Source organism: Herminiimonas arsenitoxidans, assembly GCF_900130075.1.
In the GTDB taxonomy this organism is placed as follows: domain Bacteria; phylum Pseudomonadota; class Gammaproteobacteria; order Burkholderiales; family Burkholderiaceae_D; genus Oxalicibacterium; species Oxalicibacterium arsenitoxidans.
The window spans coordinates 1,370,827-1,386,219 of record NZ_LT671418.1; the positions used below are offsets into that span (position 1 = coordinate 1,370,827).

Here is a 15,393-nt window from a genome sequence, read left to right on the forward strand (position 1 = left end):
CCATGAGTATGCAGATACGTGAAGCAACACTGCAAGATGCGCAACTGATTGCTGATCTGACCCGCGCAACGTGGGCTGGCAAAGTTGCAGCCAGCTCCAGCGGTCATCGCGAAACAGCAGAAGCCGCCACTAATCATTTGCAAGTCGGTGGCGGATTTATTTTGCTGATCAATGATCAAGCTGTCGGTTCGGTACGCTGGTTACCGCTGCCCGATCAACCAGGCACATGGGAAATGCTGCGCATGAGTGTGTTGCCCGCCTATCGCGGCGCAAACTTGTCGCAGCAGTTGATCGAAGCAGTAATACAGCAAGCTTGCCTTGAAGGCGTAACAGAACTCAGGTTGGCAGTACGTGCCGATCAACCACGCTTGCTCGATCTGTATTCCGCATACGAATTTGAAGAAGCGCCGGAGCTTGAATACACACACGCCAATCCGCTGGAAGCCGCACCTACCGTCATGCGGCGCATACTCAAATCCTGAGTCACATATCGAAGGCCAGAATTACTCAAGAGCATAGCTCCCGAACGGCCGTGATCGTCATCTGATGTCACGGCCGTTGACATAGTGAGCCTTACTTTTCCGCTTGCGTTTTATCCAGCCAGGCCAGCGTATCGTCCAATACCTGATCGGACAAATCCTTGTCATCAACCAAACGTGACAGCATCACGGCGCCGACCATCGTAGCCCATGCACCGACCGCAGCCTGCCGACGCTCAAGTGCAGTTTTACCCGACGCGGTCTGACTGAAATTTTCAATTCGATGTTTCACACTATCGGTCAGCGTATGCCGGGTGGCATCTGAAGCGCGCACCGCCTCGGTTCCCAGACTTGAGAACACACAACCAAGACCGGGATTATCACGATGCTCGGTACTCAAGTAGTGCGCGGCAAAATCCATCATATCCAGCACAGGCGCATCTTCCGCACGGAAAGGTGCCAGCGCATGCGCGCAAGTCTGTGCAATCAAATCATCTTTTGAAGCAAAGTGACCATAGAAGGCACCGTGCGTCAGCCCGGCCGCCTTCATGATTTCAGCCACTGTCACGCCCTCAAAGCCGCGCTCGCGAAACAATGTAGCAGCGGCATCGAGTACGGCCTGTCGGTTCTCGGCAACCTGTTCCCGACTGATCTTCATGGCAACTCCTTAATTTTTAAATTCACTTGAAATTAATGCTTGACACTATACATTACAATCATCATGATTACATTCATGATAGTCATCATGATTAAATAATTAGTTGTTTTACCTTCTTCGTAGCCCCACACCAAGGAATCAACATGAACCAGAAGACCCGCGATACCCAAGTAACAACAGCCCTGATCACAGGCGCATCCACCGGCATAGGCGCAGTGTATGCAGACCGCCTCGCGCGCCGTGGCCACAATTTAGTACTAGTGGCACGCAATGGCGCACGCATGGAAGCATTGGCCGCTACCCTGCGTCAGGAAACCGGCGTTAACATCGAAATCATCGTGGCCGACCTGACCAAACCGACCGATCTGGCAAAAGTAGAAGCGCGTCTACGCGAACAACGCGATGTAGGCATCCTCATCAATAATGCCGGTGCTGCCGCACCCGGCGGCTTTGAAACCTCGGACGTCGAAGCACAAGACAATCTGATCAAGCTCAATGTCACCGCCCTGACCCGACTCGGTGCTGCCGTTATTCCACGCTTTCTGGCGCAAGGACAAGGCACGATCGTCAACATTGCTTCGGTAGTCGCTCTGGCGCCGGAATTTCCACTCGGTGTGTATGGCGCGACCAAGGCTTATGTATTGGCTTACTCGCAAGCATTGCAGAACGAACTAGGTGCGCGCGGCGTCTATGTGCAAGCTGTACTGCCAGCAGCTACCCGTACCGAAATCTGGGAGCGCTCGGGACGTGACCTCGCAGAGATACAAGGCTTAATGGAAGTCGATGAATTAGTTGATGCGGCGTTGGTAGGTTTTGATCGTGGTGAATTGATCACGATTCCACCATTGCCAGATGCAGCGCAATGGGAAAGCTTCAATGCAGCGCGTCAGGCGATGCTGCCCAACTTTGCACAAACACATGCCGCGGCACGCTATCAAGCCTGAGTAAGTGAAGTCTCAGTAAAAGGCAACCGTGCCACGCACATTTAGTACGTGACACGGTTGATCATAATGATGATGGCGCTAAGTTAGCTCAAGATTCAAGATTCAAGATTCAAGATTCAAGATTCAAGATTCAAGATTCAAGATTCAAGATTCAAGATTCAAGATTCAAGATTCAAGATTCAAGATTCAAGATTCAAGATTCAAGATTCAAGATTCAAGATTCAAGATTCAAGAACTTACTCGACAGGCAAATGCCGTTAGCCGTAAGTTGGATCGGATACAGAAGTGCTGGTTACCTTGCCACTACCAATATCGAAATGCACATTGAAGAAACGCTCGGTAGCCGGTCCTTCCAGATAGCGCCAATCCCATACTTCTTCACTCTTCAAATTGAACTTGCCAACAGTGCGCGGTCTGCCCAGCTTGCGTCGTACTTCATCCCGACTCATGCCGACTTTGATCGTCGCAAAATTTTCTGCAGTTAATACCTGTGTGTAATCGAGCAACTTGCCTTGTGTATCGATGTCGACCATATAGGTACGATGACCGGCTGGTCCTTTCGGATATTCCAACGTGCGTATACCGCTTTCTTCTTCCCAGGTAATTTCCGGCTCGCCCATCGCGCTGCGCACATCAGCTTCTGTCGATACGCCTTTCGTCAATTTTTCCAAACCAAACTCCGCTCCAGTGTTATCACAACCCAGCATCAGCAAACTACAGAAGAAACCCAATAAGGCACGCATCATTTTTCTCATTCTTGCCTCCTATCAGCGATGAGCCAGGATTTTTATTGCCTAAAACACATTTCAGCACAGAAGTATCGCATTGATGCGAGCAAAATGATGCCGGATTGACATATCTGAGACAGTTGCCTTTTCCTTGAAGGAATCACTGATAGACGATGTAAAATAGCGTCTGAATCCACCTTGTTGCCAATTTATCCATGAAACTTAGCAAACAGCACTCCAATTACCAGTCCGAAGCCACCCAGTTCATCGCCTCCTTGAAAGAGAAGAATCCGAATCTGGAAGCATCCCAGCTCGCCGGTCGTGCTCTGCTGTGGGATAAAAGCCCGATCGATCTGGAGCAGCAAGCACGCAATCTGGCATCGCACGTCGATCAACAAGCTTACCCGTATCAAAACAAAGTTCGGTAAATGAGCAAAGGTCCGAACACGATGCTGGCGCACTTGCCTTCCAGTGCGCCCGATCTTGTAGTCGATGGCAGACCAGATACCACGCCGGATGTCATTGACGGCGTTGCTTATGCACGCTTGTACGGTGAACCCTTGTTCCGCATGCCGACGGATTTGTATATTCCGCCGGATGCACTGGAAGTCTTTCTCGAAGCATTTGAAGGCCCGCTTGATCTCTTGCTGTATTTGATCCGCAAGCAGAACTTCAACATCCTCGACATCCCGATGGCGCAGGTTACCAAGCAGTACCTGCAATACGTCGATCAAATCCGTCTGCACAATCTCGAACTCGCTGCCGAATATCTGCTGATGGCAGCCATGCTGATCGAGATCAAATCGCGCATGCTGCTGCCGGTACGCAAAGCAGATACAGGCGAAGAAGCCAGCGATCCGCGTGCTGAACTGGTACGCCGCCTGCTCGAATACGAACAAATGAAACTCGCGTCGCAACAAATCGATGCCCTGCCACAGCTGGGCCGCGATTATGTGCGCACACAAATTTATATTGAACAAAACACCGTCACACGCTGGCCGGAAGTAGAAGTCGTTGATCTGCAAGCCGCGTGGGCAGACTTGTTGAAGCGCGCGAAACTGACCGCGCATCACATGATCAGCCGTGAAGAATTATCAGTGCGCGAACACATGACGGCCATCCTGCGTCGTTTGCAATCCAGCAAATTCGTTGAATTCGCCGATCTGTTCGACCCAACGCGCGGCGTGCCCGTCGTAGTGGTTAACTTTGTCGCCTTGCTCGAGCTGGCGAAAGAAACGCTGATCGAGATTACGCAAGCCGAACCATTTGCGCCTATCTACGTGCGACTGGCCTACGCGCCGAGCTAGGCTACGCCTCCATTCATTCCAGATTACTTAATCGTTTCGTTACCGCATGCATCAAGCTGCGGCGACCAATTCACTAAGACAGATTTATGAAGATCATCTCTTGTATCGAAGAATTGCGCGACCATTTGCGCGGCCAGTTACGTACTGCTTTCGTCCCGACCATGGGCAATCTGCATGACGGTCATTTGTCTCTGATGCGCCTGGCACGCAAACATGGTGATCCGGTCGTCGCATCGATCTTCGTCAATCGTCTGCAATTCGGCCCTAACGAAGACTTCGACAAGTACCCACGCACATTCCAGGCTGACGTAGAGAAACTGGAAAAAGAAGGCGTCTACATTCTGTTCGCACCAACGGAAAAAGATCTGTATCCAGAACCGCAAGAATTCCGCGTGCAGCCGCCTAACGATCTAGGCAATACGCTGGAAGGTGAATTCCGCCCTGGTTTCTTCACCGGCGTCACAACGGTGGTATTGAAGTTATTCTCATGCGTGCAACCTAGCGTAGCGGTATTCGGCAAGAAGGATTATCAGCAACTGATGATCGTGCGGAATATGTCCAAGCAATTTGCACTGCCTACAGAAATCATCGCAGCCGATACGTATCGCGCGGAAGATGGCTTGGCCTTATCGTCGCGCAATATGTATTTGTCGGCAGAAGAGCGCGCAGAAGCGCCTGCCTTGTTCCAGAGCTTGAATGCAGTAGCCAATGAAGTACGTAGTGGTCATCTGGATATTTTCCAGTTGGAACGACAAGCGATGGCAGACCTCAGTAAGCGTGGCTGGAAGCCTGATTACATCTCCATCCGCAAGCAAAACAATCTGCAACCACCATCGGCAGGCGATATGGCGCAAGGTGAAAAACTGGTGGTACTCGCTGCAGCCAAATTAGGCGCAACGCGCTTGATCGACAATCTGGAAATTTGATTTTTCCTACCTGCAATTGAATGCTCAGCCCAAGTCCCGTACGGCAAGGGCCGAGCATGTGGCAATGATTTTCTGTAATTGCTGCTGATGTGATTCCACACGACCGTCTATGTATAAGCTGGTACGAAATCCTTCGGTACCAGCCAACGTGCAACAGACTGCCGTACAAGAAAATTTGAGCTGAACGACGCGCGCACCAAGCAAGGCGTCAAGTACGACAGAACAAGACTCTCCTGTCTTGATCGGCACAGTGCTCATCACGCCCATGCCGTGCGCAGAGACATCCAGAGTATGAATGGATGTCGTCACCCTCTCGGTTGTCATCAAACCTCGACGACGAAATACGTAACGCCGCTCTTGCCGCCTGGATTCTTGCTGCGTCAATTGCACATTCGTATTCATGACAACACTTTCTCCAAAATGAGTCAGTGCTGCCATGCTACGTAAACTGCATTACTTCTTGATGACAGAGATTGTGCAGCGGAAAGTGACGTTGCGAGGAGATGTGAATTGCTAGTTTTTCGGCATTATCATTAAATCGGTCGCACCGACGTCAATACGCTGCTGCGATAACAGCGTTGTCACCTGTCCGCGATGATGCGTTTGATGATTGAACATGTGGACGACTGAATGCCATGCCGGCCCGTTGTGCACACTCTTGGTCATGCCGCTATACCAGCTGAAATCCTGTGCCAGCCACGCTGCATCCAGATGCGTTGCCCAGACAATCAATGCTTCATCCAGCGCATTACGCGCTGCCTTCAATTCATTCCAGTCGGAATGCACATCAACACCGCCAGGCGTGGTCGGCATCGGCCGTTCCAGTGCCGTACCTTTGGTGAAGCGTCCCAACCACATCGAATCACCCCACACCAAATGATTCAAGGTTGAATGTATGGATTTGAAAAAAGCACCGCGATCGGCTTTGCGATCTTCATCGCTTAACTGCTCACTGGCGGCGTACACTTTTTCGTTCATCCAGCGGTTGTAACGTACCAGCAACTGCGCATAATCCGGTGTAATCATCTTCTTATCTCTTATTAACCCAGGGCAAAATATCCTGCCATTGTTCCAAATCTTTCTCCACGCGTGACGGTGCGATATCCCACAGCGTCGTGCCGTGTGCCGCTAGTTGCACATAGTTCTGCGTATCACGCAAGAAGCCGAGCACCGGCACACCCAAGCCGTTGACGTATTGCGTCAATTGCTCCGCCGCACGCGTGCGTCCATTGACGCGCATGCCGAGCACACCTAATTCAAATTTATCTTTGCGCTGTAGAAGCTTTTGCAGGAATTCCTGCGTCGCCAGAATATCGAACATCGAAGGCTGCAAGGGAACGATGACCTTGTCGGCGATCTGCATGACTTTTTCAAAACGCTTGCCGCTGAAACCGGCCGGCGTATCCAGCACGATGTGCGTGGTTCCCTTAGGCGGTTTGGCAACATGGCCATCGTCAATTTCCCACGCCTGTATCGCCGGTAGCGTATTCGAGCGCAAGTTCAGCCAAGAACGTGACGACTGCTGCGTATCGACATCGCCCAACATCACGCTATGGCCTTGCGCGGCAAAATATCCGGCGAGATTGGTGGCAAACGTGCTTTTCCCAACGCCGCCTTTAGGATTGGCGATGACGATCACTGGCATGGAATTCCCCTTTTGATGTTGTTTTCGGCTTACATCTTGGAATCAGCGCGCCATCCAGCTCCCCGGCGCTGACTTGGGAACAAGAATATCATGCTGCGTTGCAAGGTCAACCTAGCCTCGCCCTATCTGACAAGGCGTAGCGGGAATGCCACAGTTCAGAGGGAATTCGGGTAGTCCGGCAAGGCGCGCAGCGCCTCCAGCAAGGGCCGCGCGGCATCGGCAATACGATCCAGACTGGCTTCGCGCAGACGCGCGGTATCGACCGATACATCACTATCCAAACCTGCCCAGCGCAGCAAGGCCGTACATGCCGATGGCGTATCGAACAAACCGTGCAGATAAGTACCAAGGATTTGATCATCGTCGGAACGTGCACCTTCCGGCCGACCATCGATGATGAAAGCCGCTTGTTGGCGTGCCGCACCTTCCGATATACCCATGTGGATTTCATAACCACTGACACTGGCATCGGCAAAAGCACATAGGCCGCTGACCTGCTCCAGCCGCTTGTCACGCGTCAGTTCAGTGGCGATATCCAGCAAACCCAAACCTTGCGACATGCCAGGCGTACCTTCTATGCCATGTGGATCGGCCACCGTCATACCTAGCATTTGATAGCCGCCGCAGATACCGATGATCTTGCCGCCATAACGCGCGTGACGAACCAGCGCATCGCGCCAACCATTCGCGATCAGCCATTCCAGATCGCCACGCGTATTTTTACTGCCGGGAAGAATAATCAAATCGGCAGCAGGAATCGGTTGCCCCGGTCCTATCAGTTGCAAGTCAACATCAGGATGTGCGCGCAAGGCATCGAAATCGGTGTGATTGCTGATACGCGGCGGCACTGGCACCACCACGCGGAAGGCTCCGCGTTCAGCTTGCGTGTGCTCGACCGCATCTTCTGCATCAAGGAACAAGCCGTGCAGATAAGGCAGCACAGCCAGCACCGGTTTGCCGGTTTGTTCTTCCAGCCATTTCAGCCCCGGTTCCAGCAAACTGATATCACCGCGAAAACGATTGATGACGAAACCAACCGTGCGCTTGCGCTCGCTCTCGGACAGACAAGCCAGCGTACCTATGATGTGGGCGAATACGCCGCCTCTATCAATATCCGCTACCAGAATGACAGGACAATCGACCGCTTCGGCAAAACCCATATTGGCGATATCGCGCTCACGCAGATTCACTTCCGCCGGACTACCTGCACCTTCTACCAACACCGACTCGTATTGTGTTTTCAGGCGTTGATACGACTCCAGCACTGCCTGCATCGCGACTGGTTTATACGCATGGTAATCGCGCGCATTCATATCGCTGCGTGCTTTGCCGTGAATAATGACTTGCGCGCCGGTATCGCTCGATGGCTTGAGCAGTATCGGATTCATATCGGTATGCGGTGGTAAACCGGCTGCATGTGCTTGCAATGCCTGCGCCCGACCAATCTCGCCACCGTCTGCCGTCACTGCACTATTCAATGCCATATTCTGCGGCTTGAATGGCACGACCTTCACGCCTTCTTGCGCCAACAAGCGACAGAGCGCAGCAACCAGCGTGGTTTTGCCGGCGTCCGAGGTGGTGCCTTGCACCATCAGTGTTTGTAGTTTCACGTTCGCTTATGGTTTATTGGTGCGACGGCTGCGCGCCAGCTCCAGCTTTTCGCACACCATGGCTGCACCTTCTATCAGGCGCGGACCGGCACGATTTACCAGATCGGCATCGACTGAAAACAGATTGTCGTTTTTAACGGCGAGCATATTCTTGTATTGCTTCCAGATTTCCAGTCCACCGGATTTTTCTGCCTGGCGATCACCAGTCATCATCACTTCCGGGTTCTCCAACAGTACTGCCTCGGTCGTCACTGTAGGAGCCGGAATCGACAAACCCGCAAATACGTTTTCACCACCGCATAGGCGAATCACGTCACTCATGATATTGCCGCCATTCAGTGTGTATATCGGCTTGCCCCACACTTGATAAAACATGCGCACCGTAGGCCGATTGCGGTATTGCGTCGCCAGACGTGCCAGTTCGTCGCGTTCTGCGGTAGCGACCTTGCTGGCTTGCTGCTCGGTGCCCATCAATATACCGAGACGTTCTATGCTAGTCGGAATATCTACCAACTTCTTCGGTTCGCTGAAATAGAAAGGAATACCCAATTTTCGTATGTGCTCGAGCTGACGCTCGGAATTGCCATGCAGCCACACCACCAGCAAGTCGGGCTTGAGTGCGATGATGCGTTCGACGTCGATCTGCTGATGACTACCGACGCGCGGAATCTTCAATGCAGCCGCAGGATAATCGCTGTAGCCGACTGTGCCAACGATGCGATCGCCGCCACCTGCGGCAAAAATCAATTCAGTCGCATGTGGTGCCAAGGAAATGATGCGTTGCGCCGGCTTACTCAACGTGACGGTATTGCCACCATCGTCCTTGACGCTGATAGCTGCCATCGCACTGCCGGCTACAAACGCCGTACTCAGTGCAAGGACTTGCAAGAAAAATTTGTTCATTTCATTTCCTGTGTAATGGGCGCACTCGCCAGCGCCTGTTGCAATCGCTGCCAACCTGCTTCATCTGGTGGCAAGCCGAGACGTACGCCATGCGAAAAAATCCTGATCCAGATACCGTGCTGCGCCATGTGCTCGGCGAATTCTGCTGAATGCAATGTCGGCCAGTATTGAAACAACTCTGTACCGTTAGCTTGAATCCCGTGCACGGACAACAACTGCTGCAAACGCGTGCCGCTTGCATGCAACTGCAAACGCATCGCGTCCTGCCAATCAGCATCAGACAAAGCCGTACTACCGATTTGTTGCGCCGGACCACTGACGGTCCACGGCCCCAATAAATCCGCCAACTGCTGCAACAAGTCAGCATGTGCAGCGACAAAACCCAGACGCAAACCAGCCAAACCAAAAAACTTGCCGACCGAACGAAATACGATCAAACCTTTTTGCGCAGTGTATGCAGCCACGCTGTGTGTCGGCGTGGTGTCTCCAAACGCTTCATCCACGATCAACCAGCCGCCACGCGCTGCCAATCGCTCTGCCCACTGCAGCAATATTTCAGGAGCGATGCGTTCACCAGTCGGATTATTCGGATTGCAGATGGACATCACATCACAGCTATCCAGCTCAGCTTCCAACTGATCGTAAGCCACTTCACGCACATCATGCCCGGCTTGCCGCCATTGGTAACTGTGTTCCGCATACGAAGGGGCTGCGATCACTACACGGGAATGCGCACGCAAACGCGGCAATGCCTGTATCGCTGCCTGCGTACCTGCCACCGGCAATAACTGCGGTGCACCGTAATAAGCCTGCGCCGCTTCCAGCAAAGCCGTACTCGGCTCAGGCAAGCGATGCCATGCATCAGCCGCCAACTGCGGTACAGGATAGGCTTGCGGATTAATGCCGGTAGACAGATCCAGCCAATCTGAGCGTGGTCGCCCATACCGCAGAATTGCGTCGTGCAGGTTGCCGCCATGCTCAAGCATAGACAACTCCCGCAACGCAAATCAGCACTAACCACAAGGCTGTCGTTAGACGTACCAAACGCCAGGCACGCGCGATATCTTTACCTGCAGCCAAAGGACCTATGCCCAGCGGTGGACGCTGTTCGACTTCACCATCGTAAATCGCCGCACCACCCAGCGATACACCCAAAGCACCCGCACCTGCAGACATCACTGGCCCGGCATTCGGACTGGACCATGCTGGCGCCTGCGCACGCCAACATTGCCAGGCTTGCTTCGTATTCCCTAGCAAAGCGTAAGACAATGCCGTCAGGCGCGCCGGAATGAAATTCAACACATCGTCGATGCGTGCGGCGACACGACCAAATTCATTAAAACGCTGCGTGCGGTAACCCCACATCGCATCCAGAGTATTCGCCAGACGGAACAAGACCACGCCAGGACCACCGGCCACGGCAAACCAGAACAAGGTGCCGAACACTGCATCGTTACCGTTCTCCAGCAGAGACTCGACCCCAGCCTTCGCCAAATCAGCTTCTTCCGACTGGCTCGTATCGCGGCTGACGATGCGCGCTGTCAATAAACGCGCTTGCGACAAATCGCCATCCATCAAGGCATGCGCTATGGGTAAGGTGTGATCACGCAGGCTGCGCAAACCAAGGCTGAAGTACAGCAGCAAAGCATGTACTCCCAATGCAATCAACGCATCGAATTGCGCCAGCCAAAAAGTCAGCGCCCATGCCAGCAATACAAATGGCAAAACGACTAGCGACCACGCCAATGCACCACGTGCAATGCGCGCTTCACCAGTATTAAGTTTCTTTTCGATGCGTATCGCCAGATTGCCGAAGCCAACCAGCGGATGCCAGCGCGTCGCCTCACCCAGACGCATATCCAGCAACACACCTATCAACATCAGGATCGCAATCGCGCCACAAGACAAACCAAACAACATTTCAACCCTTTAGTGTCAACGGCAAACCAGCCACGACCAGCACTGCACGTTCGCAAGCTGCCGCTACCGCCTGATTCAAGCGTCCTGCTTCATCGACAAACCAGCGCGATATCGCACCTTGCGGCACGATGCCTTGCCCTACTTCATTGGTAACCAAGATCACGTCGCCTGGTGCCTGTGCCAGTGCTTGCAGGAAAGCTGCGCGTTGTTCAGTGAAACAGGCTGGAGCATCGATGATGCCGATCTCGGGGAATTCTTTGTCTTCAGAAAATAGTAAATTGGAAAGCCAGACTGTCAGGCAATCAACTAGCAGCACATTGTCTGGCTTACTGTATTTTTGAATCGCAGCACCCAACGCCAGCGTTTCTTCCACTGTCTGCCAGCGGTCATCACGTCGCTCACGATGATGCGTGATACGCGCTTGCATCTCTGCATCACTCGCTTGTGCGGTGGCAATATAGACGAGCGGCTTGCCCGTTGCCATAGCCAAAACTTCTGCATGCATGCTCTTGCCGGACCGTGCACCGCCTATGACCAGAGTACGCGTCATGTTTTTTCCTCAGGTGCAAAAATACGCGCCGTCGCCGCTGGACATGACGAAAAATACGCGTGGAAGTAAGTCGCAGTCAGTGCGCCTTGTTTATACACGGCTTCACCAATCGCGCCATTAGAACGCTTGACTGTTTGTGCCTGCGGCTCGACCAACGTGCTCAGCGTTGAGTAGTGGAAAGCATGACCGCGCAATTCACCGTCTTCAGTCACCAGCGATTGCATGCCCAGACCAGCCAACTTGCCTTGCATCACGACCTCGCCCGGCATCAGGCCAACCATAGGCCATTGCTTGCCCTGTGCATCGGTCAGGCTATCGGCAATCACCATCATGCCGCCGCATTCAGCGAGTATCGGCATATTCTGCGCATGCGCGGCGCGCATCGAGTCTTGCCAGTTCTGTGCTGCTGCCAAAGTCGCGCAATGCAACTCCGGATAACCGCCTGGGATATACACAGCATCCGCTTCAGCAGGTATCGCTTCATCATTCAATGGAGAAAAGAATGTCAGCCTCGCACCAGCAGCGCGCAGGCATTCCAGATTCGCGTGATACACAAAGGCGAAAGCCGCATCGCGTGCAATCGCTATCGTTTTACCAGCCAGTAATTGCGGCGTTGTCGCTGCGGCCAGACTTTCATCCAGCACGACTGGTGCTATCGCATCCCATGCCGCCATATCAATCTCTATCTGATCAGCCATTTGATCCAGCACCTGATCTACCTGTGCAATTTCATCTGGCTGCACCAGACCCAGATGACGCTCCGGCAATGCTTGCGCCTGCTTAGGCAAAGTCGCGAGGAGTGGAACATTGCGTATGCCTTGCGTCACCATTTTTGCGTGTGAGGCACTGGCGATACGATTGACGATCACACCAGCTAGTTCAACCGGACCGTATTGCTGCAAACCAAGCACCACTGCACCTACCGTCTGCGCCATCTTGGCCGCATCCAATACGACCACTACCGGTACACCGAAAGCACGTGCCAAATCTGCCGACGACGGATCGCCATCGTACAAACCCATTACGCCTTCGATCAGAATGACATCGACTTCAGTTGCGGCCTTGGCCAGCAAGCGGCGGCAATCTTCCAGACCTACCATCCACAAATCGAGCGCATATACTTCGGCACCACTGGCACGGTGCAGGATCATTGGATCCAGATAATCCGGTCCGGTCTTGAACACGCGCACGCGCAAACCCTGCCGTATCAACTTGCGGGACAAAGCCGCGGTGACTGTCGTTTTACCCTGGCCGGAAGCAATGCCAGAAATCAGGACAATGCGTGCACTAGCCATCTACCACTCCACACCCTGTTGCGCAGCGATGCCATTCGCAAAAGCATGCTTGATCGGCTGCATCTCAGTGACGGTATCGGCCACTGCTATCAGTTCTGGCGGCGCACCACGACCTGTGATCACGACGTGTTGCATCTCTGGACGCGCCTGCAGATCAGCGATCACTTGCTGCACGTCCAGGTATTTATATTTCAATGCGATATTCAATTCATCCAGCACCACCAAACCAATGGCCGGATCGCTCAGCAAGACTTGCGCACGTTGCCATGCTTTCTCTGCATTGGCGACATCGCGTTCGCGGTTTTGCGTTTCCCAGGTATAGCCTTCACCCATGACATGAAAACTGATTTCATCAGGAAAGCGGCGGAAGAAGTTTTCTTCGCCAGTCATAATCGCGCCCTTGATGAATTGCACGACACCTACCTTCATGCCATGGCCGAGTGCGCGTGCTGCCATGCCGAAGGCGCTGGAGCTTTTACCTTTACCGTTACCGCAAGTAATCACCAACACACCTGCATTGCGTTTCGCTGCATCTATCTTCTTATCGACGACTTCCTTCTTACGCGCCATGCGCGCATTATGCCGTTCGTTCAAACCATCGGCATCCTTGCTTGCGCCATTCAATTCTTCACTCATTGTTCTTCCTCAACTGCCAGGTAAATTGTGCGCTTGCCGTGTTTGACGATCTCAATAGGATGACCCAGACACTCACTCAACAAGGGAGCTTGCATGACTTCATCAACGCTACCTGCGTGCCAGCGTCCATCGCCCATCAACAGCAAAGCATGCGTTGCCACGCTATGCGCGAGATTCAAATCATGGCTAACCATGACCACCGATTTCTTTTGTTCGCGGCATAGCTTGGATAACAAATTCATTACGCTCACCTGATGCCCCAGATCGAGGGCATTGGTAGGTTCATCCAACAACAATAAAGACGTATCCTGTGCCAGCACAGCAGCTATCGCTACGCGCTGGCGTTCACCGCCAGAGAGTGAGCGCACATCGCGTTCAGCCAAGGTATCGACATCCATGATCTGTAAAGCTGCATGTGCCGCCGCATAATCGGCATCCGATTCCCAATACGCAGACTCGTGATAAGGATGACGCGCAGTCAATACGGTTTCTATCACGCGATAACCGAAGGCATCACTTCTACCTTGCGGCAAAAACGCACGCTCGCGCGCCAGATCCTGCAAAGGCCACTTGGCAAGCGCACGGTTCTGTAATTCAACCTGCCCGCCATCTGCTGCACGCAAACCAACCAGCGTACGGAGCAAGGTGCTTTTACCAGCACCGTTACGACCGATGACGCACCAACATTCACCCGGCCCAACTTGCCAGTTCAAGCCCCCGACCAATAAACGGTCAGCGATGCGGAGTTCAAGATTATTCGTCTTCATCCGCGCTTTCTCAATTGATGCAGTTGCAACAGGAAAACCGGCACACCTATCAATGCGGTAATCACGCCAACCGGAAGCTGTTGCGGCGCGACGATGCTACGCGCCAAAGTATCTGCCAAAACTAGAAATGCACCGCCCACCAAAGTTGCAGCGGGAAGCAGCAAGCGATGATCCGGCCCCAAAACAAAACGGCATGCATGCGGCACAATCAAACCCACAAAACCAATGCTGCCCGCATTACTCACGCCACTAGCAGTCAGCAATGCTGCACATAAAAACAGACCAATACGGTATTTACCCACATTGATACCCAATGTCGATGCCGCTTCGGCATGCAAGGCAATCACATTAATCGCACGCGCCGCGCGCGTAGAAAATACCAAAGCACCAGCCAGGACTATCCACGGCAACCAACGGAACTGCGTACCCGACAAATCACCAATCAACCAAAACACCATCCCGCGCAAACGATTATCCGGCGCAATCGACAGCATTAAGGCCACCAAAGCGCTGCAACCAGATGCGAGGATCACGCCCGTCAACAACAGCAAAGGCGCATTTCCATCCGTGTTGGACGTGCCGCGCAAATCACGCTGCGCAAATACATACAACAAGATCGATATCGCAATCGCACCACCAAACGCGGCGACATCCACCATCCACGTCATTGAAAAAAGCAGCATCGCACCAAGCGCACCCACCGCGGCACCACCCGATACACCAAGCACATACGGCTCTGCCAATGGATTGCGTAACAGCGCCTGCATCATCACGCCAGCCAACGCCAAGGTGCCACCAGTTACAAATGCAGAAAGCGCACGACTAAGTCGCAGGTCAACCAAGGTCGCCGCCATCGTCGATGTCGTCCCCGCCACCAATTCACGCACAGCGCCATATATTTCTGAAAACGACAGTGCGACCGAACCAACTACGCACGCAATCAACAAACTCAACACTGCAAGAAAAACCAGCAGAGATAAAACCATCCATGCACGCGTACGCCCCTGCATCGCAGAAATATTCAT

Annotated in this window: 19 protein-coding genes; 5 read left to right on the forward strand and 14 right to left on the reverse strand. The window is 53.1% G+C overall.

The genetic code is table 11. The features are described from left to right. Nucleotides 1-2: 2 nt before the first annotated feature. A complete protein-coding gene (locus tag BQ6873_RS06430) occupies nt 3-482 on the forward strand; it encodes a GNAT family N-acetyltransferase (protein ID WP_076591907.1) in 480 nt (159 codons plus the stop codon). 91 nt (nt 483-573) lie between these two features. Here the strand turns inward: BQ6873_RS06430 and BQ6873_RS06435 are convergent, their stop codons facing one another. Then, nucleotides 574-1,137, reverse strand: a complete 564-nt coding sequence (locus tag BQ6873_RS06435; protein ID WP_076591908.1) for a TetR/AcrR family transcriptional regulator — start codon at nt 1,135-1,137, stop codon at nt 574-576. 143 nt (nt 1,138-1,280) lie between these two features. Between BQ6873_RS06435 and BQ6873_RS06440 the strand changes: the two genes are divergently transcribed. Continuing rightward, nucleotides 1,281-2,081, forward strand: coding sequence for an SDR family NAD(P)-dependent oxidoreductase (locus BQ6873_RS06440; RefSeq protein WP_076591909.1), 801 nt, complete (start codon nt 1,281-1,283; stop codon nt 2,079-2,081). Between the two features lie 257 nt (nt 2,082-2,338). Here BQ6873_RS06440 and bamE read toward each other — a convergent pair whose 3' ends face one another. Beyond that, complete coding sequence (gene bamE, locus BQ6873_RS06445) at nt 2,339-2,836, reverse strand: outer membrane protein assembly factor BamE domain-containing protein (protein WP_076591910.1); 498 nt, start codon at nt 2,834-2,836, stop codon at nt 2,339-2,341. A 188-nt stretch (nt 2,837-3,024) separates the two neighbouring features. Between bamE and BQ6873_RS06450 the strand changes: the two genes are divergently transcribed. From BQ6873_RS06450 to panC, 3 genes are all read left to right on the forward strand, one after another. Continuing rightward, nucleotides 3,025-3,237 (forward strand): DUF3460 family protein, encoded by a 213-nt coding sequence (locus BQ6873_RS06450; RefSeq protein ID WP_076591911.1) that lies wholly within the window; start codon nt 3,025-3,027, stop codon nt 3,235-3,237. Between the two features lie 21 nt (nt 3,238-3,258). After that, nucleotides 3,259-4,116, forward strand: coding sequence for a segregation and condensation protein A (locus BQ6873_RS06455; RefSeq protein ID WP_076593979.1), 858 nt, complete (start codon nt 3,259-3,261; stop codon nt 4,114-4,116). A gap of 86 nt (nt 4,117-4,202) precedes the next feature. Then, a complete protein-coding gene (gene panC / locus BQ6873_RS06460; RefSeq protein WP_076591912.1) occupies nt 4,203-5,042 on the forward strand; it encodes a pantoate--beta-alanine ligase in 840 nt (279 codons plus the stop codon). Nucleotides 5,043-5,066: 24 nt separating this feature from the next. Here the strand turns inward: panC and BQ6873_RS06465 are convergent, their stop codons facing one another. From BQ6873_RS06465 to BQ6873_RS06520, 12 genes are all read right to left on the reverse strand, one after another. Then, on the reverse strand, nt 5,067-5,444 hold the full coding sequence (locus BQ6873_RS06465; RefSeq protein WP_076591913.1) for a hypothetical protein: 378 nt from the start codon (nt 5,442-5,444) through the stop codon (nt 5,067-5,069). 111 nt (nt 5,445-5,555) lie between these two features. Next, nucleotides 5,556-6,068 (reverse strand): DinB family protein, encoded by a 513-nt coding sequence (locus BQ6873_RS06470; RefSeq protein ID WP_076591914.1) that lies wholly within the window; start codon nt 6,066-6,068, stop codon nt 5,556-5,558. Between the two features lie 4 nt (nt 6,069-6,072). Continuing rightward, complete coding sequence (locus BQ6873_RS06475) at nt 6,073-6,687, reverse strand: ParA family protein (protein WP_076591915.1); 615 nt, start codon at nt 6,685-6,687, stop codon at nt 6,073-6,075. Between the two features lie 155 nt (nt 6,688-6,842). After that, a complete protein-coding gene (locus tag BQ6873_RS06480; RefSeq protein ID WP_076591916.1) occupies nt 6,843-8,279 on the reverse strand; it encodes a cobyric acid synthase in 1,437 nt (478 codons plus the stop codon). A 24-nt stretch (nt 8,280-8,303) separates the two neighbouring features. Then, a complete protein-coding gene (locus BQ6873_RS06485) occupies nt 8,304-9,200 on the reverse strand; it encodes a cobalamin-binding protein (protein WP_076591917.1) in 897 nt (298 codons plus the stop codon). Continuing rightward, nucleotides 9,197-10,186, reverse strand: coding sequence for a threonine-phosphate decarboxylase CobD (gene cobD / locus BQ6873_RS06490; protein ID WP_076591918.1), 990 nt, complete (start codon nt 10,184-10,186; stop codon nt 9,197-9,199). Before cobD ends, BQ6873_RS06485 begins: the two co-directional genes overlap by 4 nt. Next, a complete protein-coding gene (cbiB, locus tag BQ6873_RS06495) occupies nt 10,179-11,120 on the reverse strand; it encodes an adenosylcobinamide-phosphate synthase CbiB (protein ID WP_076591919.1) in 942 nt (313 codons plus the stop codon). Before cbiB ends, cobD begins: the two co-directional genes overlap by 8 nt. 1 nt (nt 11,121) lies before the next feature. Continuing rightward, nucleotides 11,122-11,670 carry a bifunctional adenosylcobinamide kinase/adenosylcobinamide-phosphate guanylyltransferase gene (gene cobU / locus BQ6873_RS06500; protein ID WP_076591920.1) on the reverse strand — a complete coding sequence of 183 codons (549 nt, stop codon included), beginning with the start codon at nt 11,668-11,670 and terminating at the stop codon, nt 11,122-11,124. Continuing rightward, a complete protein-coding gene (locus tag BQ6873_RS06505; RefSeq protein ID WP_076591921.1) occupies nt 11,667-12,965 on the reverse strand; it encodes a cobyrinate a,c-diamide synthase in 1,299 nt (432 codons plus the stop codon). The genes cobU and BQ6873_RS06505 overlap by 4 nt, the downstream gene beginning before the upstream one ends. Next, nucleotides 12,966-13,601, reverse strand: a complete 636-nt coding sequence (gene cobO / locus BQ6873_RS06510) for a cob(I)yrinic acid a,c-diamide adenosyltransferase (protein ID WP_076591922.1) — start codon at nt 13,599-13,601, stop codon at nt 12,966-12,968. Further along, nucleotides 13,598-14,368, reverse strand: coding sequence for an ABC transporter ATP-binding protein (locus BQ6873_RS06515; protein ID WP_076591923.1), 771 nt, complete (start codon nt 14,366-14,368; stop codon nt 13,598-13,600). The genes cobO and BQ6873_RS06515 overlap by 4 nt, the downstream gene beginning before the upstream one ends. Beyond that, nucleotides 14,365-15,393, reverse strand: coding sequence for a FecCD family ABC transporter permease (locus tag BQ6873_RS06520; protein ID WP_076591924.1), 1,029 nt, complete (start codon nt 15,391-15,393; stop codon nt 14,365-14,367). The genes BQ6873_RS06515 and BQ6873_RS06520 overlap by 4 nt, the downstream gene beginning before the upstream one ends.